The 20,966-nt window shown below is 58.1% G+C and carries 19 protein-coding genes; 9 read left to right on the top strand and 10 right to left on the bottom strand.

The features are described from left to right. Positions 1-68 precede the first annotated feature (68 nt). Both BLO97_RS27615 and BLO97_RS27610 read left to right on the top strand, forming a co-directional pair. Complete coding sequence (locus BLO97_RS27615; RefSeq protein ID WP_072346046.1) at positions 69-386, top strand: helix-turn-helix domain-containing protein; 318 nt, start codon at positions 69-71, stop codon at positions 384-386. After that, positions 379-1,665, top strand: coding sequence for a type II toxin-antitoxin system HipA family toxin (locus tag BLO97_RS27610; RefSeq protein ID WP_092349162.1), 1,287 nt, complete (start codon positions 379-381; stop codon positions 1,663-1,665). The genes BLO97_RS27615 and BLO97_RS27610 overlap by 8 nt, the downstream gene beginning before the upstream one ends. 241 nt (positions 1,666-1,906) lie before the next feature. Here BLO97_RS27610 and BLO97_RS27605 read toward each other — a convergent pair whose 3' ends face one another. The 4 genes from BLO97_RS27605 to BLO97_RS27590 all read right to left on the bottom strand — a co-directional run bounded on the left by BLO97_RS27605 (position 1,907) and on the right by BLO97_RS27590 (position 5,939). Continuing rightward, complete coding sequence (locus tag BLO97_RS27605; RefSeq protein ID WP_092349159.1) at positions 1,907-2,929, bottom strand: transketolase family protein; 1,023 nt, start codon at positions 2,927-2,929, stop codon at positions 1,907-1,909. Then, positions 2,926-3,774, bottom strand: a complete 849-nt coding sequence (locus BLO97_RS27600; RefSeq protein WP_092349156.1) for a transketolase — start codon at positions 3,772-3,774, stop codon at positions 2,926-2,928. The genes BLO97_RS27605 and BLO97_RS27600 overlap by 4 nt, the downstream gene beginning before the upstream one ends. 17 nt (positions 3,775-3,791) lie before the next feature. Further along, the gene (locus BLO97_RS27595; RefSeq protein WP_092142989.1) at positions 3,792-5,093 is read right to left on the bottom strand and encodes an MFS transporter; all 1,302 of its coding nucleotides are present in this window, start codon (positions 5,091-5,093) and stop codon (positions 3,792-3,794) included. Positions 5,094-5,189: 96 nt separating this feature from the next. Continuing rightward, entirely contained in the window at positions 5,190-5,939 is a 750-nt protein-coding gene (locus BLO97_RS27590) for an SDR family NAD(P)-dependent oxidoreductase (protein ID WP_072346036.1), read from the bottom strand. Between the two features lie 190 nt (positions 5,940-6,129). Between BLO97_RS27590 and BLO97_RS27585 the strand changes: the two genes are divergently transcribed. After that, a complete protein-coding gene (locus BLO97_RS27585) occupies positions 6,130-7,047 on the top strand; it encodes a LysR substrate-binding domain-containing protein (protein WP_092142995.1) in 918 nt (305 codons plus the stop codon). Between the two features lie 277 nt (positions 7,048-7,324). Here BLO97_RS27585 and BLO97_RS27580 read toward each other — a convergent pair whose 3' ends face one another. The 6 genes from BLO97_RS27580 to BLO97_RS27555 all read right to left on the bottom strand — a co-directional run bounded on the left by BLO97_RS27580 (position 7,325) and on the right by BLO97_RS27555 (position 15,389). Further along, positions 7,325-8,323, bottom strand: a complete 999-nt coding sequence (locus tag BLO97_RS27580; protein WP_092349153.1) for a Gfo/Idh/MocA family protein — start codon at positions 8,321-8,323, stop codon at positions 7,325-7,327. Positions 8,324-8,474: 151 nt separating this feature from the next. Continuing rightward, positions 8,475-9,299 carry a shikimate dehydrogenase family protein gene (locus tag BLO97_RS27575; protein WP_092349150.1) on the bottom strand — a complete coding sequence of 275 codons (825 nt, stop codon included), beginning with the start codon at positions 9,297-9,299 and terminating at the stop codon, positions 8,475-8,477. Between the two features lie 147 nt (positions 9,300-9,446). Further along, positions 9,447-10,889 carry an MFS transporter gene (locus tag BLO97_RS27570; protein WP_092143004.1) on the bottom strand — a complete coding sequence of 481 codons (1,443 nt, stop codon included), beginning with the start codon at positions 10,887-10,889 and terminating at the stop codon, positions 9,447-9,449. A 201-nt stretch (positions 10,890-11,090) separates the two neighbouring features. Beyond that, complete coding sequence (locus BLO97_RS27565) at positions 11,091-12,671, bottom strand: aldehyde dehydrogenase (NADP(+)) (RefSeq protein ID WP_092224102.1); 1,581 nt, start codon at positions 12,669-12,671, stop codon at positions 11,091-11,093. Positions 12,672-12,731: 60 nt separating this feature from the next. Next, on the bottom strand, positions 12,732-14,279 hold the full coding sequence (locus BLO97_RS27560) for a UxaA family hydrolase (protein WP_092349147.1): 1,548 nt from the start codon (positions 14,277-14,279) through the stop codon (positions 12,732-12,734). A gap of 123 nt (positions 14,280-14,402) precedes the next feature. Further along, positions 14,403-15,389 carry a LysR family transcriptional regulator gene (locus tag BLO97_RS27555; RefSeq protein ID WP_092349144.1) on the bottom strand — a complete coding sequence of 329 codons (987 nt, stop codon included), beginning with the start codon at positions 15,387-15,389 and terminating at the stop codon, positions 14,403-14,405. 120 nt (positions 15,390-15,509) lie between these two features. On the opposite strand from BLO97_RS27555, the gene BLO97_RS27550 reads away from it, so the two are divergent. The 6 genes from BLO97_RS27550 to BLO97_RS27525 form a co-directional block, all read left to right on the top strand. Next, positions 15,510-16,688, top strand: a complete 1,179-nt coding sequence (locus BLO97_RS27550) for a fumarylacetoacetate hydrolase family protein (protein ID WP_092349141.1) — start codon at positions 15,510-15,512, stop codon at positions 16,686-16,688. Positions 16,689-16,870: 182 nt separating this feature from the next. Then, complete coding sequence (locus tag BLO97_RS27545) at positions 16,871-17,677, top strand: IclR family transcriptional regulator (RefSeq protein ID WP_063320977.1); 807 nt, start codon at positions 16,871-16,873, stop codon at positions 17,675-17,677. After that, complete coding sequence (locus tag BLO97_RS27540; RefSeq protein ID WP_092349138.1) at positions 17,674-18,474, top strand: 2-keto-4-pentenoate hydratase; 801 nt, start codon at positions 17,674-17,676, stop codon at positions 18,472-18,474. Before BLO97_RS27545 ends, BLO97_RS27540 begins: the two co-directional genes overlap by 4 nt. Positions 18,475-18,477: 3 nt before the next feature. Continuing rightward, entirely contained in the window at positions 18,478-19,371 is an 894-nt protein-coding gene (locus tag BLO97_RS27535) for a fumarylacetoacetate hydrolase family protein (RefSeq protein ID WP_092143025.1), read from the top strand. A gap of 22 nt (positions 19,372-19,393) precedes the next feature. Continuing rightward, positions 19,394-20,089: a DUF4286 family protein gene (locus BLO97_RS27530; RefSeq protein ID WP_057400013.1), complete on the top strand. Its 696-nt coding sequence runs from the start codon at positions 19,394-19,396 to the stop codon at positions 20,087-20,089. Between the two features lie 275 nt (positions 20,090-20,364). Further along, a partial coding sequence (locus tag BLO97_RS27525; protein ID WP_139197735.1) for an OprD family outer membrane porin occupies positions 20,365-20,966 on the top strand: 602 nt, incomplete at its 3' end.

The raw sequence follows: 20,966 nt of genomic DNA, 5'->3' as shown, positions 1-20,966 counted from the left end.
TGATGGGGCTGAGCGTTAATTCTATAATTTTGTGCACTAACTGGCACAGAATGGGCTTGGTACACGTTATGTTGGATTTAAGCTTCAGCAAGCCGAGCGAGGTCGTCAAGCGCCTCTGCGATCGCTTGCGCACAGAGCGCTTGGCGCGGGATATGACACAAGCCGACTTGGCCGGGCGTGCCGGCATCGGCACAAATACAGTGTCCAACCTTGAAGCCGGGCGCAATGTCGGATTCGAGAACGTCGTTCGGGTGGCGATGGCTCTTGGCCGAACCAAGGAACTGGAAGGCCTGTTCCTGCCAAAGCTGGACAGCATCGAGGATATTCGGCGCTACGAAAACAGCGCCAATCGTCTGCGTACAAAGAGGAAGTCCGGCAATGCTTGAGCAGGTCAACGTCTTCTACGAGGGATGGGGTGAGCGATGGCAATGGGGCACGCTGGTCTCCACGACTGCCCTGACCGGTCGCCCGCTGATCGTGTTCGAGTACAGCAATGAAGCCAGGCAAAGGGGCTTGGAACTGTCCTCCTACACGCTGCCGTTGGAGGGGGCTCACTTGCGCCGAGATTTTCCGGACCACCAACTGTACCTGCCAGGGCCTGTTTACGACTCCTTGCCGGATGGGTGGGGCATGTTGCTGATGGACCGTATGTTCAGGCGCCGCGGGCTCACCACGGCGCGCATCGGCTCACTGGAACGGCTGGCCTACATCGGTAGCAATGCAATGGGGGCCATGACGTTTGAGCCCGTGGCACCCGAAGGGCAGGAATCTGATGTCCACATCCCGCTGGAGCAGCTTGCCGCCGAAGTGCGGGAAGTGCTCCATGGAGACGGTGGCGAGTTCCTGCAGACGTTGCTGTTGGTGGGCGGCTCGCCTCAAGGTGCAAGGCCTAAGGCCCTCGTCTATCGCGATCCCGAAACTGGCCGGTTTACCACTGCCGTCACGCCGGGTTTTGAAGCCTGGTTGATCAAGTTCCCGGCCAAAGAAGAACAAGCCGAGGTTTGCGCAATCGAAATGGTCTACGCCGAGTGCCTGCGCATGTGCGGTATCGAAACCCCTGACACGCAGTATTTCAGTCTGCCTGACGGGTTGGCAGCGTTTGCCAGTAAGCGATTTGACCGCCGGGATGGTCTGCGCGTACCCATGCAAAGCCTCGCGGCCTTTACGGGGGCAAATTACCAATCTCCGGGGGTGTTGGACTACGTCAATTTTTTGCGGGCAACACAGATGTGTACCAACGACGTGCGAGAGATGGCGGTGGCCTTCGAACGTGCCGTCTTCAATGTTGCGTTCAACAACAGAGACGATCATCCCAAGAACTTTGCCTACATCATGTCGCAAGACGGTCAGTGGAGACTGTCGCCGGCTTACGACGTGACCTTCTGCGAGGGGCCAAGTGGATATCACCAGATGGATGTGATGGGGGAAGCCCTGTCGATTTCCCGCACGCAAATGCTTCGGCTTGCCGAGGAAGCCGAGGTGCCCCCGGACGTCGCAGGCAGAATGATTGACGGCATTTGTGATGTGGCGAGCCAGTTTGCAAGCATTGCCGAGAATCTATACCCACAGGTTATTACTCGAGACACCTTGCGCACGATCCAAGACCGCATCGATCAGAACGTAGCTCGGTTACACCGTGGTCATGCGGTCGGCGGTTGCCGTTGAAGATCGGAGGAGCAGACGCTCATCGGCTGCATGTTCACCGTTGCGCTGAAAGTCTCATATCGGTCTAGCGACTCGCAGAGAGTCCGGTCGGAGCTATCACATCAATATGGGCTAAGGAAAGGCAGGATGATCAGATGAACAGCCTGCCAGAAGACGCTTAGAGACTCTCAGGGAATATTTTCAGTGAACGGAGGAGGCCCTCCTACCAAGGGACTCACTCAGTCCCTTGCAGGTTTAAACCCTATAACCAACCCTTGATCTGTGCGCACACAGCCTGGGTGGAAATACCATAGCGATCGTGCAACGTCGGAAGCGCACCAGCATCGAGAAACGCGTCCGGCAACGCTATTTGCCGGAACGTCGGCGTAACGCCATTGCGCAACAGCACGGTCGCCACCGCTTCGCCCAATCCGCCGATGATGGAGTGATTCTCGGCAGTCACTACCAGTCGTCCCGGCTTTCTGGCTTCCGCCAGAATAGTCTGCTCATCCAAAGGTTTGATGGTGGGAACGTGAAGCACCGCGACATCCACGCCGTCAGCCTGAAGTTCCTTGGCGGCTTCCAGGGCGCGCATGGTCATCAAACCGGTGGAAATGATTAAAACCTCATTGCCCGTGCGCAGGGTCTTGGCTTTGCCGATCTCGAATTCATAGCCATATTCGTCGAGCACCAGCGGTACGTTGCCGCGCAGTAACCGCATGTAGACTGGCCCTTGGTGCGCGGCTATGGCGGGCACGACTTGTTCGATTTCCAGGGCATCGCAAGGGTCGACGATCATCAGGTTGGGCATGGCGCGGAAGATCGCCAGATCATCCGTTGCCTGGTGGCTGGGGCCGTATCCGGTGGTCAGGCCCGGCAGACCGCAGACGATTTTAACGTTGAGGTTTTCCTCAGCAATCGCCATGCAGATGAAGTCATAGGCCCGGCGCGACGCAAACACCGCGTAAGTGGTGGCGAAGGGCACGAACCCCTCCCGAGCCATGCCGGCTGCCGCGCTCATCAACAGCTGCTCAGCCATGCCCATCTGGTAGAAGCGCTCTGGGTGCGCCTTCGCAAAAATGTGCAGGTCGGTGTATTTGGACAAGTCAGCCGATAAACCCACGATGTCCTGGCGCTGGTCCGCGAGTGCGGCCAGTGCGTGACCGAATGGCGCTGGTTTTGTGGCCTGGCCTTCAGCGGCAATCGAGGCAATCATCGCCGAGGTGGTCAGCTTTTTCTTCGGCGCTACAGGCGCCTGAGCCGTCATGTTGGTTGCGTTGCTCATACTGTTTTGCCTTCTTCCAGGTTGTTCAAGGCCACATCCCATTCATGCTCGTCGACGCGGATGAAGTGAGTCTTTTCGCGGTTTTCCAGGAACGGCACGCCTTTGCCCATCCTGGTATCGCAGATGATGACGCGCGGTTGTGCGCCAGGATGGCTGCGGGCAGCGTCGAACGCCTTGACCAAGGCGTCCAGGTCATTGCCGTCTACCCGCTGGGTGAACCAGCCAAAGGCTTGCCATCGGTCAACGATGGGTTCAAATGCCAGCACTTCACTGGAATGTCCGTCGGCTTGCTGGTTATTCACGTCGACGATGGCGATCAGGTTGTCGAGTTTCCAGTGCGAAGCGGACATGACCGCTTCCCAGGTGGATCCCTCATTCAGCTCGCCGTCCGACAGCAGGTTGTAGACGAATGAGGTGGACTGTTTGCGCTTCAAACCCAGGCAGGCACCCACTGCTATACCCAGTCCCTGGCCTAGCGAACCGCCGGTGATCTCCATGCCGGGGGTATAGGCGGCCATGCCGGACATGGGCAGGCGGCTGTCATCCGAACCGTAGGTTTCAAGCTCATCCAGTGGAATGATTTGCGCCTCGATCAGCGCGGCATACAGCGCAATCGCGTAGTGACCGATGGAGAGGTAGAAGCGATCACGCTGTTCCCACTCAGGGTCTTCGGGCTTGTAGTTCAAGGCGTGGAAGTACGACACGGCCAGCAAGTCTGCCGCGCCCAGCGCCTGGCCCACATAGCCCTGGCCCTGGACTTGGCCCATGCGCAAGGCATGGCGGCGAATGTTATGGGCGCGCTGCACCAGTGTGATGGAGGACGCGCGCGATAAGGTGGAAGTCATGGAAATTCTCCGTTAACTCAACGATTGACCGAAGCGGCAGGAATACGCAGCACCAAACAGGCACCGATGCACAGCACACCGGTAATCAGGTACATGCCGATGGCGCTCGAACCGGTCGTGGTAGTGATCCAACCAATCAGGTAGGGCGAGCAGAAACCCGCCAGATTGGCAAAGCTGTTGATTCCAGCGATCCCGGCAGCGGCGGAGACACCACCGAGCAAGGTGGTCGGCAGCATCCAGAACAGTGACGACGCCGACAGCACCCCTGCTGCTGCAAGGCAGAGGCACAACACCGACAACGTCAGGTTGGCTCCGAACACCGCCGCCAACGTGAGGCCCAGCGCACCGGCAATCATCGGCGCCACCAGATGCCAGCGGCGCTCCTGGTGCTTGTCGCCGCTGCGCCCCATCAGCACCATCGCGACGATGGCGCACAGGTAGGGGAGGCTGGTGAGCAAGCCGATGAGCATCGGATCGGCAACACCGGCATTACGGATAAGTGTCGGCAGCCAGAAGGTGATCGCGTATTGGCCCATGACCACGCAAAAGTAGATGCAGGCGAGAATCCACAGGCGGCGGTCGCGCAGGAATGCGCCGACCGATGCATGGGTGACTTTGCGGCTGTTGTCCTCGGCCAGTTCTTTGCTGACCAGCGCTTTTTCTTCATCGGTGAGCCAGGTCGCCTGGTGCACGCCGTCCTTGAGGTAGGCCAGCACCATCAGGCCAACGATGACGGTCGGAATGGCTTCGATCACGAACATCCACTGCCAGCCCGCCCAGCCATGCACGCCGGCGAACTGGGTCATGATATAGCCTGAGAGCGGCCCGCCGATCATGCCGGAGAGCGGGATGGCGATGAACCACAGCACGGTCATTTTGGCGCGGCGGTAGGAGGGGAACCAGTAGGTGAGGTAGAGCAGCAGGCCCGGTGCGAGACCGGCTTCGGCGATGCCGAGCAGGAAGCGCAGCGCATAGAACTGCCAAGCCGTTTCCACGAAGGCGAAGAGGGCGGAGATAATGCCCCACGAAATCATGATGCGCGCGATCCAGCGACGGGCACCGACCTTGTGGAGAATGAGGTTGCTCGGCACTTCGCAGAGGAAATAGCCAAGAAAGAACACGCCCGCGCCGAGCCCGTAGACGGTTTCGCTCAGGGACAGGTCGTTCATCATCTGCAGCTTTGCAAACCCGACATTTACCCGGTCCAGATAGGCGCACAGGTAGCACAACATCAGGAAAGGCATCAGTCGCCAGGCAGTTTTGTGATACGCGCTTGCGCGCACTGTGGATACAGTGTCGAGCGTCATGGTGGTCATCATGAGGGTCTGATCTCTTGTTTTTATAGAACGCCGCGCTTGAAGCCCGGCGTATCCTCGATCCTGAACTTAATGAACTGCGGGGGCTGACACCTGTGGTCAGTGGATCAACATGCCGCCGTTTACATCCAACGTGATGCCGGTGAGGTAAGAGGACAAGTCGCTGGCGAGAAACAGTGCCGCATTGGCAACATCCTGCGCTGCGCCAAGCCGACCCAGCGGGATGCTTTCGATGATTGCGTGGCGGCGTTCATCCTGCATCAGGCCCCCGGTGATGTCGGTATGGATCAGGCCTGGCGTAATGGAGTTGACGCGAATGTTGTCCGCGCCAAATTCGCGTGCCATGGCCTTGCCCAGTCCGAGCACGCCGGCCTTGGCGGCGCTGTAGTGCGGGCCGCCGAAAATACCACCGCCGCGCTGGGCCGATACGGATGACATACAGACGATGCTGCCCGAAGCCTGAGCGCGCATCACCGGAATCACTGCCTGGGACATCAACAGCGTGCCGCGCAGGCTGACATCCAGGACCTTGTCGTAATCGCTCGGGCGAATATCCAGGGTCTTGATGGGCTGGGTGATGCCGGCATTGTTGACGAGTATGTCGATACGGCCGTAGTGCTCCACCACCTTGGCGACCGCAGCCTGGACTTGTGTCTCATCGGCGACGTTGGCAGCCAGGCCCAGGTGGCCTTCGCCGAGGGTGGCTGCGGCGTCACGGGCGGCGGATTCGTCGAGATCCAGGATTACAACGCGGGCGCCGTGTTGGGCGAAGGTGAGCGCGGTTGCGCGGCCGATGCCGCGTGCGGATGCGGCGCCAGTAATAATCGCGACTTTGCCTTGAAGAAGCATGAGGGATACCTCTGATTGTTTTTATGGTTCGATTCAACGATCGATGGCTCAGAGTGGTCCCCGTCGACAGGCCGAGCAATAACGCAAACGTCACTGCTACATGAATAAAATTCAGCACTCGTCAATGCGGACCGCAAATGCTTGAATGGCACGATCCGCTCGCGACCCAAAAACAATAGGCTGAATACCGATGCGCCAGGACGATCTCCCTTCATCCCATCTGCCACCGCTGAGAGCCATTCAAGCCTTCGAGCAGACTGCCCGTTTTGGCAACCTGGCAAGAGCCGCCGAAGTGCTCGACCTCACGCCGTCAGCGATCAGCCACCAATTGGCCAAGCTAGAGGTGATGATTGGTCGACAGTTGTTTGTGCGGGCAGCGCGTGGGGTGACCCTGACGCCAGTGGGTGAGCAGTACTTGAAGGACATTTCCGGTCTGTTGCAGAGCCTTGAGGTCGCCACCGAGCGGGCAGCGAGTGACGTCAGCATGGATTGCCTGCGGCTGCATTCCTCCCCCAGCTTTGGCTTACTCTGGTTGATGCCGCGGTTGGAGTCGTTTCGCTTGAGCAATCCGGACATCCAGATCAATTTGTCCTGTTCTTATGAATCGCTGCACTTCAGTCAGGACAAGATCGATGTCGATATTCGTCACGGCCGGCCTAATTGGCCCAGCTATGAAGTGCGCACCGTGCGTAACGAAAGTTTCGCTGTGCTGGCCTCGCCCAAGCTGATCGCGCGCTGCGCGGTAAAAAACGCAGCAGATCTTCTGGCGCAAGAGCTGATCCTTTCCGAAGCAACCTTGCTCAAGTGGCCTGAGTGGTTCGCCCAGCATGGTCTGGCGCGCCCCGAAAAGCCCTACGCCTTGAGTTTTGACCGGTCCTACATGAGCCTGGAAGCCGCTAGCCACGGCTTGGGCTTCGCCCTTGAAAGCACGCTGCTGGCGCAAAAATACCTCGCCAACGGTTCGCTGGTTGAAGTCGCCCCCGAAGCCTTGAGCTCTGCGGTCGCCGCCCACCATTTGGTGTTCCCCAAGGCTCACTCCAGTTTCCCCAGGGTCAGGCGGTTCTTGGGTTGGATGGAAGTGGAGTTAGGGCATAGCTTTGTGTTCTAGCGCAGCCCCCCGCGGGCACCACTACTGATCGAATCAGATAGGGGTAGATCATGTCCGCCCCGGGCCTGATCATTGGAATCGCCTCTGACGTAGCAAATAGAACCAAGGTCGTGAAAGAAATATCCAGAGGGAGTTCCAGATCAATCAGAGGAGAATGATGAGGAACTCTTCTACATAGTCGATAGGATCGGATTACTCATCGCGTCGCGATGGGACCGGCGACGCTCAGGGTGGCCACCGGGCCCAGCAATGGCCATCCAACGTCGTGTCAGGGGGGCTAGAGGGTGATGGGAGTGCCGCCGAGGCGGTCTGACTCATAGGCCGCCTCGATGATGCGCATGACGTGGTGCATGGTTGCAAGTCCGGCACCGGTATAGGCTGTGTCACGGCCAGGGGTGAGGACATCGGTTACGAAGTTATCGTAATACACGTCAGAGTTCAGGCTCATGGTCAGGTCACTTGCCTCTCCAACCGTGTCGATCAGCCGCAAGCCATCCGGGGTCGAGCGCACGTAGAACTGATCGGTTGACAATGAAAACGAGTACTCCCGTTGCTCGGGTGTGTTAGCCGGGTAATTGTAGCCAGTTTCGATGGTGCAGATGCAGCCGCTCTCGGTCACCAGGGTCATCATTGAGGCGATCTCTACGGCGGTCAGCTGCGGGTCGCGATGCATGACGGCGGACACGCTGCATATGCGCTCTCCGGACATTTGCTGCGCCAGATCGACGAAATGAGGGGCAAGGTTGATCGTGCATCCACCACCCGAGCGTTTCGGGTCAAGCATCCAGGAGCAACTGTTCGTCAAGTAGCGTCCGGGCGGGCCGGCGTTGAATCGAAACGACAGGGTTCTCCATCTGGCACCACGCTGCAACGCCGCATGCTTGACGCGGTTCAGTAATTCACTGTGCCTCCAAACCAACGGCACCGCCGCGAACACGCCGGCAGCTTCGGCGCGTTGGTGCAGGTCCAGTACTTCATGCTGGGTAAGTCCGCAGGGCTTCTCCATCGCGAACGGAATGTTGCGCTCGACCAGTGCCTTGCCCATGGCATACAACTCGTCGTGCGGGCCAAAGGCGAAGGCGAAATCAGCCTCTTCGTTATCGAGCAGGGTTTTCCAGTGATCGTAGCGTCGCGCTCCGAAGCGCTGGGCGAGGGCGGGACCACGGGACCCGGTGGCGTCGGATACCGCCGTGACGCTCACATCAGGCAGGCGCTCAAGGGCATCAAGGTAGAGCGGAGTGTGCCAGTGGCTTACTTCAAGAAGAACGACTTTCAAGCACTCATTCCTTATAAATAAGTATGTTTGACGAACTTGCCGGTGCCCTCGGGTGCGATCAAGCCCGAACATAACAGCGCGCGAGCCACGCTGTTAAGCGTTTCGGTTCGGGTTATGAAGAGGGGAGCCGGGGCAGGTTGTACGGGACCTCTTATAATCCGGTCGAGTAGCGACGCTCGATATCTTCGAAACCTAGAAAACTCAATGCCAGCAGGGCTTGACCTACGTGCATAGGCTCGCCATTGAGGGTTTGACAGCCGCGCGATTGCGCCTCGAGCAGCAAGGCAGTCGGCTCTGACCTGGTGATGATATCGACCACCACCGTCGCTGGGGCCAGTCGCGTTGCGTCTATAGGCATTGGATCATCAGGGTTCATGCCGAGCGGGGTAGCATTGATAACGATGTCGTGACCTGCGGGGGCTGCCGGGCCTGCATACACAGCACACGGACCCTCTTTGGCAACGCGGTGCGCAAGGTCCGAGGCGCGGTGCGGATCCAGGTCTGCAATGACCAGTGATCGTGCGCCAGCAGCGGCAACGGCAAACGCGATTGCCCGTCCCGAGCCGCCAGCGCCTATAAGCAGAACAGATTTTCCCTCCAGGGAAACTCCGTGGCGCTGCATGCCAGCTACGCAGCCAAGTCCGTCGAACACAGCGCCCACCCAGCGCCCGTCATTGTCACAACGAACGACGTTGATTGCGCCGATCTGGCGCGCAGTAGGGTGGAGCTCATCCACGATGTCCAGCATGCTCTGCTTGTGCGGCATGGTGACCAGAAGTCCAGCGAGGTTGCGCACGGCTCGCACGCCTTTGACAAACTCAGCCAGACCCCCCGCACCGATTTCCAAAGGAATGCAGACGGCGTCAGCCTGTGCTTCGGCAAACAGCTTATTCAACAGCATTGGAGACCTGGCGCTCTTGAGTGGATCGCCTATCAATCCATATATTCGCGTGGTGCCTGTGATGCGTGGATGCATGTCAACCTACTTGTATTGGCTATTGCACGCCAGTTGCCGGTATGTAGATATCGGAATCCACCCCTGACGGGCGTGCGTATCACTGCCGTGCTGCTCGAAATCCTGTGCAAAAAATTGAGCAGCATGGCGGTGGTGAAAGGGCGGCCGTCAGGAGCGCATCACTGGCTCTGCTTTTTTGAACGCTTGATCGGAGGCTTTGGCGTTCAACTTGGTATTGGATTTTTCCCGCACCTCTTCGTATTCCTCCTTTGACATCGGGACAGCATTGGGGTCACCGAGGTCTTTCAGACGAATCCGGAAGGTTTCCCGGGTAGTAATAGCGGCGATAGCGGAGATTACACAGATACCAAAAGTCAGTGCCCCAATTTTCAGAGGGATATTGTCGCTACCGGGAGGCGCTACGGATACAAAAAGGGCCGGCAGAAACGCTGTGCATGCCACGCCTATGTTCTGTCCAATGGCCATGCCGGTAACTCGTACCCGTGTACGGAACAGTTCCGGGAACAAACTTGGGAACACACCATTAAAGCCTTGGTAAGCCACACCCCACATGAGCAGCGATAGAACCAGCGAAAGCCACATATTGTGAATGCTGATCGCATAGAGGTAGCCAAATGACAATATACCGCCGCACAGAACGCCAACGATCACCGGAGGCTTGCGGCCAATTCTATCGGAGAGCTTACCGACGAAGGGGATAAGGATAACTGCGCATATATTGCCTAGCACCGGTATCCACATGAATAAGCCGGAAGGAAATCCAATGCCATAGGCGGGTTGCACGGCATAGGTCGCACCGAATACAGAGGCGACGATTGCAAGTACCGCAGAGAGCGCCATGCAGATGACACGTAGCAGATCGCCCCAACTCTGCGTGAGCACTTCGATCACAGGTAGCTTGCGGGGTTTGGTCTGTGTCTGCGCCTCAGTGAAGATCGGAGCCTCATGAACCTGACGACGGATGATCCACCCCATGACGAGCACCCCTGCGCTGAGCAGGAATGGAATCCGCCAGCCCCAAGAAGCAAACTGATCGGCTGGCATGAACTGGGCAAGAGGCAGGAAAACCGCAGCGGCTAGCAGTTGCCCGGCTTGGACGCCTTGAAGGGTAAAACTTGCGAAGTAACCGCGACGCCCATCAGGCGCATGTTCCAGGATCATGGAACTGGCGCAAGACATTTCACCCGCGACCGCAAAACCTTGAATCAGGCGCAACAGTATCAATAGGGCAGGTGCCCAGATACCAATCTGTGCATAGGTAGGAAGCAGACCGATGCACATCGTCGACGCGCCCATCAGGAACATGCAGTAGACGAGCACCGTCTTGCGTCCATGGCGGTCGCCCATGTGCCCCAGGACTACAGCGCCTAGTGGCCGGGCGATATAACCAACGCCGAAGCTGGCCAGCGAAATGATGATCCCAACCGTCGGGTTGTCTGACGGGAAGAACAGCTGTGGGAAAAGTAGCGCTGCCGCAGTGGCATAGATAAAAAAGTCGTAGTACTCCAGCGCTGAGCCTATCCAGCCGCTCGCTGCGGCCTTTTTAGACTGACGCTTGGAGTGTGGATCGCCTTGAATGCTTTGGCTCATGACATGTCTCCGGATTCTCGATTGTTGTTATTGTAACGTCGTTCCATCAGTAATTCTGTTACCAGAATCGCCGCCTTGTCAAGGGAGTTCCTTTGGTCGATCAAGGCATGGCGCTGGTTATCTGCGGGGTGCGTCGCCACGCCGAGCGGGCACGCTGGAGCCCGCCCATGCAATAGAACGAATGGTTGCTAGGAGGGTGAACTACAAGCGATCTCTTGAAAGACAGCCGTCGACGAGCCTCGAAATGTTCAACGGATTCGCGTTCTTGAGCGCATCGGGAAGCAACGCGTCGGGGTAGTTCTGGAAGCAGACGGGCCTCAGGAAGCGGTCGATGGCCAAGGTGCCGACCGAGGTGCCGCGGCTATCGGAAGTGGCAGGATAAGGGCCACCGTGCACCATTGAATCGCAGACCTCGACACCTGTTGGGTAGCCATTGATGAGGATGCGGCCAACCTTCATCTCCAGCAAAGCCGTCAACTCCATGAACTGCGCAAGGTCTTCTGGCTCGCCGATCAAGGTTGCAGTCAATTGTCCGTGAAGGGCATTGATTGCCGAGTTGAGTTGGACCTGGTCAGCGACCTCGATGAAGATGGACGTGGGGCCGAAGATTTCTTCTTGAAGAACCTTGTCGCCGTTAAGCAGCAACGCAACGTCAGCCTTGAACAGCTGTGGCTGGGCCTGGTGACCCTGCTGGTTGCTGCCAGCCAGGTGCGCGATGCCGGGGTGCGCGTGCAGGTTCTGCAAGCCAGCCGCGTAGCTGCGCAGGGTGCCCGCATTGAGCATTGTCTGTGGCGGTTGGTCGTTGATCAACGCTGCCACTCGGTCCTGAAAAGCAGTGAAAGCATCCGAACGAATGCCAACCACCAGTCCGGGATTGGTGCAAAACTGCCCACAACCTTGAACCACCGAGGCGACAAGATCGTGAGCGATACTGTCGCCTCGAAGCGCGAGCGCTTGAGGCAGGATCACGACCGGGTTGATGCTCGACATCTCAGCGAAGACTGGAATGGGCTCGGGGCGAGCGGCGGCCATATCGCACAACGCTCGACCACCCTTGAGCGAGCCGGTAAAGCCAACGCCCTTGATGAGCGGGTGTTTTACCAGGGCTTCGCCTACGCCACTGCCATAAATCATGTTGAAGACACCGGCGGGCATGCCGCTGCGTTCGGCCGCGCGGATGATCGCGTTGGCGACTTGTTCTGCAGTGGCCATATGGCCGCTGTGGGCTTTGAATACCACCGGACAACCCGCCGCGAGCGCGGAGGCGGTATCGCCGCCGGCCGTGGAGAAAGCCAACGGGAAATTACTTGCCCCAAACACAGCGACCGGACCGATTGCGGTGCGGTACTGGCGAAGGTCAGGACGTGGCAACGGCTTGCGAAGGGGTAGTGCCTGGTCGATGCGGGCCCCATAGAAGTCACCACGCCGCAACACGTTTGCAAACAAGCGCATTTGACCGCTGGTACGTGCGCGTTCGCCCTGGATGCGGGCGACAGGCAGTGCTGTTTCACGGCAAACCAACGCAATGAACTCATCGTCCAAAGCCTCTAGCTCTTGCGCAATGGCATCGAGAAATTCAGCCCGTTTGCTCGCGCTCAGGGTGCGGTAGCTGGAAAAAGCATGGTGGGCTGCATGAGCCGCGTTCTCGACTTCTTGCGCAGTCGCCTGGTGGAACGCATAGGGTAAGGTTTCCCCTGTGCTGGCATCCACGCTCTTGACGATGATGGTGCCGGCGGCGCTACGCTGACCGCCGATAAAGTTCTGGCCGGTGATGAGGGACATGGTTGTCTCCAGGTTGAATGTGCATGTGATAGAAGGGCAAGGCGTCCCCAGGACTGAAAATCAGGTGACGGCGCCGATCTGCCAAGGCACGAACTCGTTTTGTCCGTATCCGTGTTGTTCGCTCATGCTGCGTTCGCCCGAGGCAATGCGCAGCATGGTTTCAAAGATCGCTGCACCGCATGCCTCGATGGTCAACGTGTCTTCGGCTATTTCGCCGCAGTTGATGTCCATGTCTTCTCGCTGACGCGCCCATAAGGCGCTATTGGTCGCCAGCTTGATTGATGGGGCAGGGGCACAGCCATAGGCCGATCCACGACCGGTGGTAAACGCAATCAGGTTCGCACCACCGGCGACCTGACCGGTTGCCGAGACCGGGTCATAGCCAGGGGTGTCCATGAAAACCAGCCCGTTGGCCGTAACGGCCTGGGCGTATTCGTAGACATCCATCAGGTTGCTCGAACCCGCCTTTGCCACCGCGCCCAGTGATTTTTCCAGGATGGTGGTCAAGCCACCTGCCTTGTTGCCGGCAGAGGGGTTATTGTTCAGTTCGGCTCCCATACGCTCGCAGTACCGTTCCCACCAATGAATGCGAGCGATGAGTTTTTCGCCGACTTCACGGCTCACAGCCCGTCGTGTCAGCAAATGTTCGGCACCGTAAATTTCCGGGGTTTCGGAGAGAATCGCGGTACCGCCGCAGGCGACCAGGCGATCCACCGCGTTGCCCAGCGCTGGGTTGGCAGTAATGCCGGAGTAGCCATCCGAGCCGCCGCACTGAAGCCCGACGGTCAAATGGCGAGCGCTGACCGGTTCGCGCTGAATCTGATTGGCCTCGCCAAGCAATTGCTTCACGTGGTCAATGCCACTGGCGATGGCCTTGGATGTACCGCCACTGTCCTGGATGTTGAACGTGCGTAGGGTATTGCTACGGGTGAGTCCTTGCGTTGTGAGTAATGAGTCGATTTGGTTCGTCTCGCAGCCCAACCCGATCACCAGCACGGCCGCAAAGTTGGCGTGGGTCGCATAGCCGGCCAATGTCCGGCGCAACATGCTCAAGCCGTCGCCTGCGGGATCAACGGCGCAGCCGGCGGAATGCGTGAGAGCGACAACACCGTCGACGTTTGGAAACGCTTGCAGTGCGGCGGGATTGATGTCCCGACGAAAATGGTCGGCGATGGCCCGGGCGACTGTGGCAGAGCAATTCACTGATGTAAGAATGCCGATGTAGTTGCGTGTCGCGACGCGTCCATCCGGGCGTACGATACCCATGAACGACGGGGCTTCACTCGGCTTGACGTTGGGCTTCGCATCGACGCTGAAAGCATAATCTCGAGTGAATTCCCCCATCGCCAGGTTGTGCACATGGATATGCTCGCCTGCTTCTATGTCGACAACAGCAAAACCAATGATTTGCCCATAGCGCCTCACCGGTTGACCGGCTTCGATACGGCGGGAGGCAACTTTATGGCCTGGGACAATCGCTTGCCGGACAGTCACGCCTTCTTGATCGAGGACTTCGCCAGCGAGTAGCGGTCGGCGTGCAATCAGCACATCGTCCAGCGGGTTCAAGCGCAGCACAGCTGCTGCGCCGGTTTTCGTGATCAGTTCCATCGCATCCTCACGGGCTGCTGGGTGGTGGGCGGTCGCTAATAGCGCCGCACTTTTGTGCCGGCACTATAGGATTCATGGAAATGGCTGCCTAATGAGAGCTTTCGATTGCTCGATAACTTTGCCTCATCGACTTTTTTTGAAATGGCTGCGGTCTCTCTTCTCTGTAGCCGTTTGCCGCTGTTTGGCGAACGCCAGCAAGGTCGCAATAAACGTCCGTGTCGGCTCTGACAGGGGCTCATCCTTGCGAGTGATAACTCCGTAATCCTGGGATTCAACTTTGAAGGGCGTGTTGAGGATTTGAAGCTGCCCGTTTTGTAGCTGTGACTGGACCATGGACTCGGGGAGCATGGCGAGCATTGGCCCGGACTGAAGCAACTGCAGGAAGGTCTGCATCGAAATGGTCTCCACCGTGTTGGTCGGCGGGGCGATCTTGAACGTCCTGAAAGCGCGTTCCATGCGTTGTCGGATCGGCGTATTGAAGGGGTACATGACCCATGGCCATTCGCTGAGTGCCTCAGTGGGGACCTCCTCAAGCCCGCACAGAGGATGTGTGCTGTTCGCGACAAGGCAAAAGGGTTCAGGTCCCAGCGATGTGAATTCGAAAGGCTGACAATCCTCATCCGTGAAGCGCGCGATGATCAAATCGAGTTTCTTTTGTTCGAGCATCTCCAGCAGATGGTTACTGGTTTGTTCGATCACCTCGATAGAAAGGAGGGGGCGCTCCCGTTTTATGCTGGCAATGGCTTCAGGCAGCACCACGGATGTGGCGGCGAAAATAGTGCCGACTTTTAAATGACCATGCCCGCCTTTGCGCAGTTTATTGACTTGGTCGACGAACGACTCTGTGTCTTCCAAGGTAATACGCGCATAACGGGCTACGAATTCCCCTAGTTCGGTAAGAACCAGACTGCGCGTTTGACGCTCAAACAGCGGAAAACCAAGGAGAACTTCCAGGTCACGCAGCAATTTACTGATGGCCGGCTGCGTAACATTCATGTGCTCTGCGGTTACGTGCATGTTGCGGGTCTTGGCCAAGCTATTAACCAGTACCAAATGTTTGATCTTCAGCCATCGGCTGACACTGCCAAAAGTAATTAGATCGTTTTCCATCGGATAAGGCCTTGTCTGTCGATAACGAAACAGCATTGATGAGTGAGTTTCTTTCATTGGGATTTACGGGGGCAGTCCATTAGTTTTACGGCTCTGATGGCCGACTGATCTGGAAGCTCCATGGCGAATTTGAAACTGACGCGCGAAAACACACTGCCAGTGGATGGCCTGGCCGGAACGCTGATCGGCCGTGCCTGGATCCCGGGTGCGATTGCCGGCCCCTCGCCGGTGGTGCTGCGCGATGAAGGTGTGTTCGATCTTGCTGAAACCTTTTCGACAATCAGCGAACTGCTGGAACACCCCTCGCCGTTGTTGGCGGTTCGTCAGGCGCCAGGCAGGTACATCGGGACTGTCGAGGCGTTGCTTGGGAACACCGGCAGCCATGCCGATCCCGGCAAGGCATCGCTGCTGCCTCCGGCGGATCTGCAAGTCATCAAGGCGGCCGGGGTGACGTTCGCGTCCAGCATGATTGAGCGGGTCATCGAGGAGCAGGCCCGAGGCGATGCTGCCAAAGCCGAAAGTGTTCGCCGCTTGGTGCACGAAGCAATAGGCGACAACTTGCGGGCAATCAAACCGGGTTCGCCAGAAGCGATGCGTCTTAAAGCGGTGCTGATCAAGCAGGGTATGTGGTCGCAATACCTGGAGGTCGGTATCGGCCCGGATGCGGAGATTTTCACGAAGGCACCGGTTCTGGCAGCGGTGGGCAGTGGCAGCGAAATCGGCATTCATCGCAAGTCTGAATGGAACAACCCGGAACCGGAAATCGTGCTGGCGGTGAACAGTCGAGGCCAAGTGCATGGCGTTACCCTGGGCAACGACGTCAATTTGCGTGATTTCGAAGGCCGCAGCGCACTGCTGTTGAGCAAGGCCAAGGACAACAATGCGTCCTGTGCGATCGGCCCGTTTATTCGTCTGTTCGATGAAGCGTTTACGCTCGATGACGTGCGCAATTGCGTCGTGGATTTGCACGTCCAGGGCGACGACGGCTTTACGCTTGAAGGCAGCAGTTCCATGGCCCTGATCAGCCGTGACCCGTTGGATCTCGTGGCCCAGACGGTCGGCGGTGATCACCAGTACCCGGATGGCTTCATGCTTTTTCTCGGGACATTGTTTGCACCTACCCAGGACCGTGAGGAGCCAGGAAGCGGCTTCACTCATAAGCAGGGTGATGAGGTCAGCATCGGCAGTCCGTTGCTGGGCACACTGCGCAACACCGTCACCTACAGCCATGAAGCTGCGCCCTGGACTTTCGGCTTGCGAGCCATGATGCACAATCTTGCTGCCCGCGGATTGCTGTAGGTAAAGCAGGGTGATGAGAGGCATTGGGCGTTCTTCCGCAAAGATTGAACATGCACAGGCGCTTGTCTATGGATAAGCGGGTTTGACTTATCCGGGGGCGCCTGCATACTATTGGAACACGGTTCCAGTACGAACAATGTTGCTCGAATCCACCTCATTGTCAAAGATAAGTCGAGAAAAATATGAGAGTCGTTAAAGGTGCTGTTGACCGTTGCCTGGAGGCGATTGAACTGCTGGCCCGTGAGGCTCGCTGGATGCGGATGTCCGATATCGCAGCCGAGCTGGGCCTGGAGAAGGGGCCTGCTCATCGAGTGCTTGCTCAGTTAGTCGAGCAAGGGTGGGCGGAGCAGGATGAAGCCACGTCGCAGTACCGCTTGACGCTGAAGCTGGCACTGCTGGGGCAGCGCTATTTACATGGCATTGGCTTGCCTGAATTGGTCCAGCCGATCATCGAGCAAGTGGCTGTTCAATGTCATGAGTTGGTGCGGTTGACGGTGGTCAACGAGGGCACCTTGTCCTGGTTGTCTTCGGCCCAAGGCGCCGCGCCGGGGCTTATGTATTCGCCGGCCATGGATAAACCGATCAATCTCTATGCAACCGCCAATGGCAAAGCCTGGCTGGCAACGATGTCTGATGAGCTGGCCATTGAGCATGCGTTGCGCAGCGGGCTGGGGAAAGCTGATGCCGGGATTGGGCAGGGGCCGAAAGCGATCAACAGCATCGAAGGCTTGTTGGCCGAGCTGGCACTGACCCGAAAGCGCGGGTATGGCTTGGTCATTGAAGAAGCCGAGGCGGGTGTCTGGGCGATTGCCGTACCGGTCAAGCTGGTTCCGTCCGGCACTGTGGTCGGCACGATGAGTATCGCCGGCCCGGTATTGCGCATGCAGCCCGAACGCTATGAAGAATTGCATGCCCTGCTGGAAGAGGCCGCCAACAAGCTGGGTACGGTTTGGCCGCGCCAGAACAACGTGCATTCGGAGAGCGTATGAGCCAACTCGCTCCTCTAGGGGCCGAGTCGGGGGCAGGGCTGGAAGTCGCCGCTGCCGCTTTGGTCCGTGCACGGCTGGAGGGGGTTCGGCTGGCATCCTTGCCTGGCCCGAACCTGCCAAGCAGCCTCGCAGAAGGTTTTGCCATTCAGCAACACGTGGGCCTGTTGGCTGGAAAAACCGTGGGAGGCTGGAAGTGCGCGTTACCGCCGGCTGGCAAGTGGATCGTCGCCCCGATCTACAGCGACAGCATCGTAGAAGGTGAACGTTATCGACTGGCCGCTGACGCCGATAAGGCGCGCATCGAGCCCGAACTGGCGTGCGTCCTGGCCCATGATTTGCCGGCACGTGTCGAGCCTTATACCGCTGAACAGATCGCTGCTGCGATCAGCGACGTGCGCTTGGCATTGGAAGTGATCGACTGCCGTTATACCGATCCACACACACTGCCGTTCGAGCAATTGCTCGCGGATGGTCTATTCAATCATGGCCTGGTACTGGGGGCGCCAATCACGCTGTCGAACACTGCCAGCATGCCCTCTGAACTGGCTATCACCCTGAGCGATGCAACGTCGGCGCTCGTGAGTATCAAGGGCCGCCATCCGGACGGGGATCCGTTGTTGCCGATCGTCTGGCTGGCCAATTTTCTGTCTACACAAGGGATAGGGCTGCAAGCAGGGCAGGTGATTATCACAGGGTCCTATGCAGGTGTTCTCGATGTGCCCGTTAACCAGCCACTGCAGGTTCAGTTCGGCGAAGCAGGCTCATTGTCTGTCCATTTCTCAACGCTGGAGGAGTAACAAATGCGCTTAGTTCGTTTTGGTTTACCGGGGCAGGAACAGCCGGGAATCTTGGATTCGCAAGGGATCGTTCGGGACCTCTCGGGCATTGTCGATGACATCGATGCGTCGGCCCTGAGCCCGTCAGTGCTTGAAAAGCTGCGCGCGGTCGACGTTGAAAAGCTGCCCGTGGTGGCGCCTGGCACGCGTCTTGGTCCGTGCGTGGGCAGCGTACCGAACCTGATTTGCATTGGTCTGAACTACTCCGATCACGCGGCTGAAACGAATACGCCGATCCCGAGCCAACCGGTGGTCTTCAATAAACACACCGCATCCATCAGCGGACCCAATGACCCGGTCATCTTGCCAACGGGCGCTCAGAAGCTGGATTGGGAAGTCGAATTGGCCATTGTCATCGGTACCCCTGCCTGGCAGATCGATGAGTCGCGGGCATTGGATCATATTGCCGGTTATTGCCTGGCCAATGATGTTTCCGAGCGGGCTTATCAGCTTGAGTACGAAGGCCAGTGGACCAAGGGCAAAAGCGGTTTTTCTTTCGCGCCTCTGGGACCTTGGCTGGTCACCCGTGACGAAATTGCCGATCCGCAGGCACTTGACCTCTGGCTCGACGTGAATGGCAAACGTCTCCAGACCGGCAATACCCGCACGATGATCTTCAGCGTTGCCCATATTGTCGCGTACCTCAGTCGCTTCATGCCGCTAATGCCGGGTGACGTCATCATTACCGGTACGCCGCCAGGTGTGGGGCTCGGGCAGAAACCACCGGTATTCCTCAAGGCAGGGGACACCATGCGTGTCGGTGGCCAGGGATTGGGTGAACAATTTCAGACCGTGGTTCCTTACGTTGCTGAAATGGGGGCTGCATGGGGCGCGGGCCGCCACCCCAATGTTGACTGACTATCGCTAAAGGAAAAACGCTATGAGCTTTGCAGGAACAGGTGTAGTCGCGATCTGGCATGATCTTTTGCCCGAAGCGCGGGACGAGTTCTATGAGTGGCATAACCGTGAGCACATGCCTGAGCGGGCTGGAATTCCGGGCTTTTTGCGCGGACGCCGGTACATCGCCTTGGATGCCGGACCGACCTATTTCAACCTCTATGAGGCTGATTCCGTGCAGGTGTTGGGCGGGCAGGATTATTTATCGCGTCTCAACACGCCGACGGCGTGGACCCAGCAGTCGGTGAAATCCTATCGCAATGTCGCGCGATCCATTTGCGAAGTCACTTACTCCAGCGGTGTGGGGCAGGGCGCGTATTTGTTAACGGTCCGTTTCGATGTTGTCGAAGGGCAACATAAATCGGTATCAGATGCACTGCGTCAGCGCGTGCTGCCTCCCCTGGCGGATAAACAGGGTATTACAGGCGTGCACTTGTGTGTGGCTGATGAGGCCGTGAGCAAGGTTGAAACCGCAGAGAAAAAGGCCCGCGCCGAAGGGACCCAGATACCGGCCTGGATCGTCATGATCGAAGGTTGTGCGCCTGACTACGTTCGCGTCGCCGGCGAGTCTTTTGTGGCCGAGCTGCAACGGCTGTTGGAGGGGCAATCGACGGGACCGGAAACCACGCTTTATCAATTGGAATACACACGTTGCAAAACGCCGGGGAGTGCGGGTTGATCGCCGAGCGTTCGAGTACGTTTTAACTTTCAGTCGTTGTTCTCATGCAATTCCTCACGAGCGTGCCAATACAGGCATTGAGTTTAGCTCGCGTCTGCGCACGCTCGGGTTTTGCTTACGGCGATATTAGACAATTATCAAGTTGCTCAATAACGGGCTAGATAAATAACTTCTTCGGTCGCTCGGAAGTTAGCTCTTCGGGCTGTCTGTGCATGCGTTGCCACGAGCTAAAAATCGCAACAAAAAACAATAATAATTCATTGTGAGGAAACATCATGCGCTACCCGGTTACTCTCCGCGGCGTGCCTGCACATCCATCGCTCATCAGTCTGACTCTTGCGTTATGCGCGGGTTCGTCAGCTGTTGTTCAAGCCGATCAAAATAGCGGTTTTGTCGATGGCGCTACGGCCACCCTCAATTTGCGCAACGCTTACATCAACCGCAACTTCACCAACCCGAACAGCGCCCAGGGCAAGGCCGAGGAATGGACCCAGAACTTCATCCTCGACGCCAAGTCCGGTTTCACCCAGGGCGTGGTCGGTTTTGGCGTGGACGTGCTCGGCACGTACTCAGTCAAGCTCGACGGCGGCCGTGGCACGGCAGGTACGCAACTGCTGCCGGTGCATGACGACGGTCGCCCCGCCGATGACTTCGGTCGCCTGGGCGTGGCCCTCAAGGCCAAGGTGTCGAAGACCGAATTGAAGGTCGGTGAATGGATGCCGGTGCTGCCGATCCTGCGCTCCGACGACGGCCGTTCCCTGCCGCAAACCTTCCGTGGCGGCCAGGTGACCTCCACCGAAATCAGCGGTCTGACGCTGTACGGTGGCCAGTTCCGCGCCAACAGCCCGCGCAACGACGCGAGCATGGAGGACATGTC

Origin of the sequence: Pseudomonas sp. NFACC05-1, from assembly GCF_900100135.1 — a bacterium.
In the GTDB taxonomy this organism is placed as follows: domain Bacteria; phylum Pseudomonadota; class Gammaproteobacteria; order Pseudomonadales; family Pseudomonadaceae; genus Aquipseudomonas; species Aquipseudomonas fluorescens_Q.
This window is presented reverse-complemented; position numbering and strand designations above follow the sequence as displayed.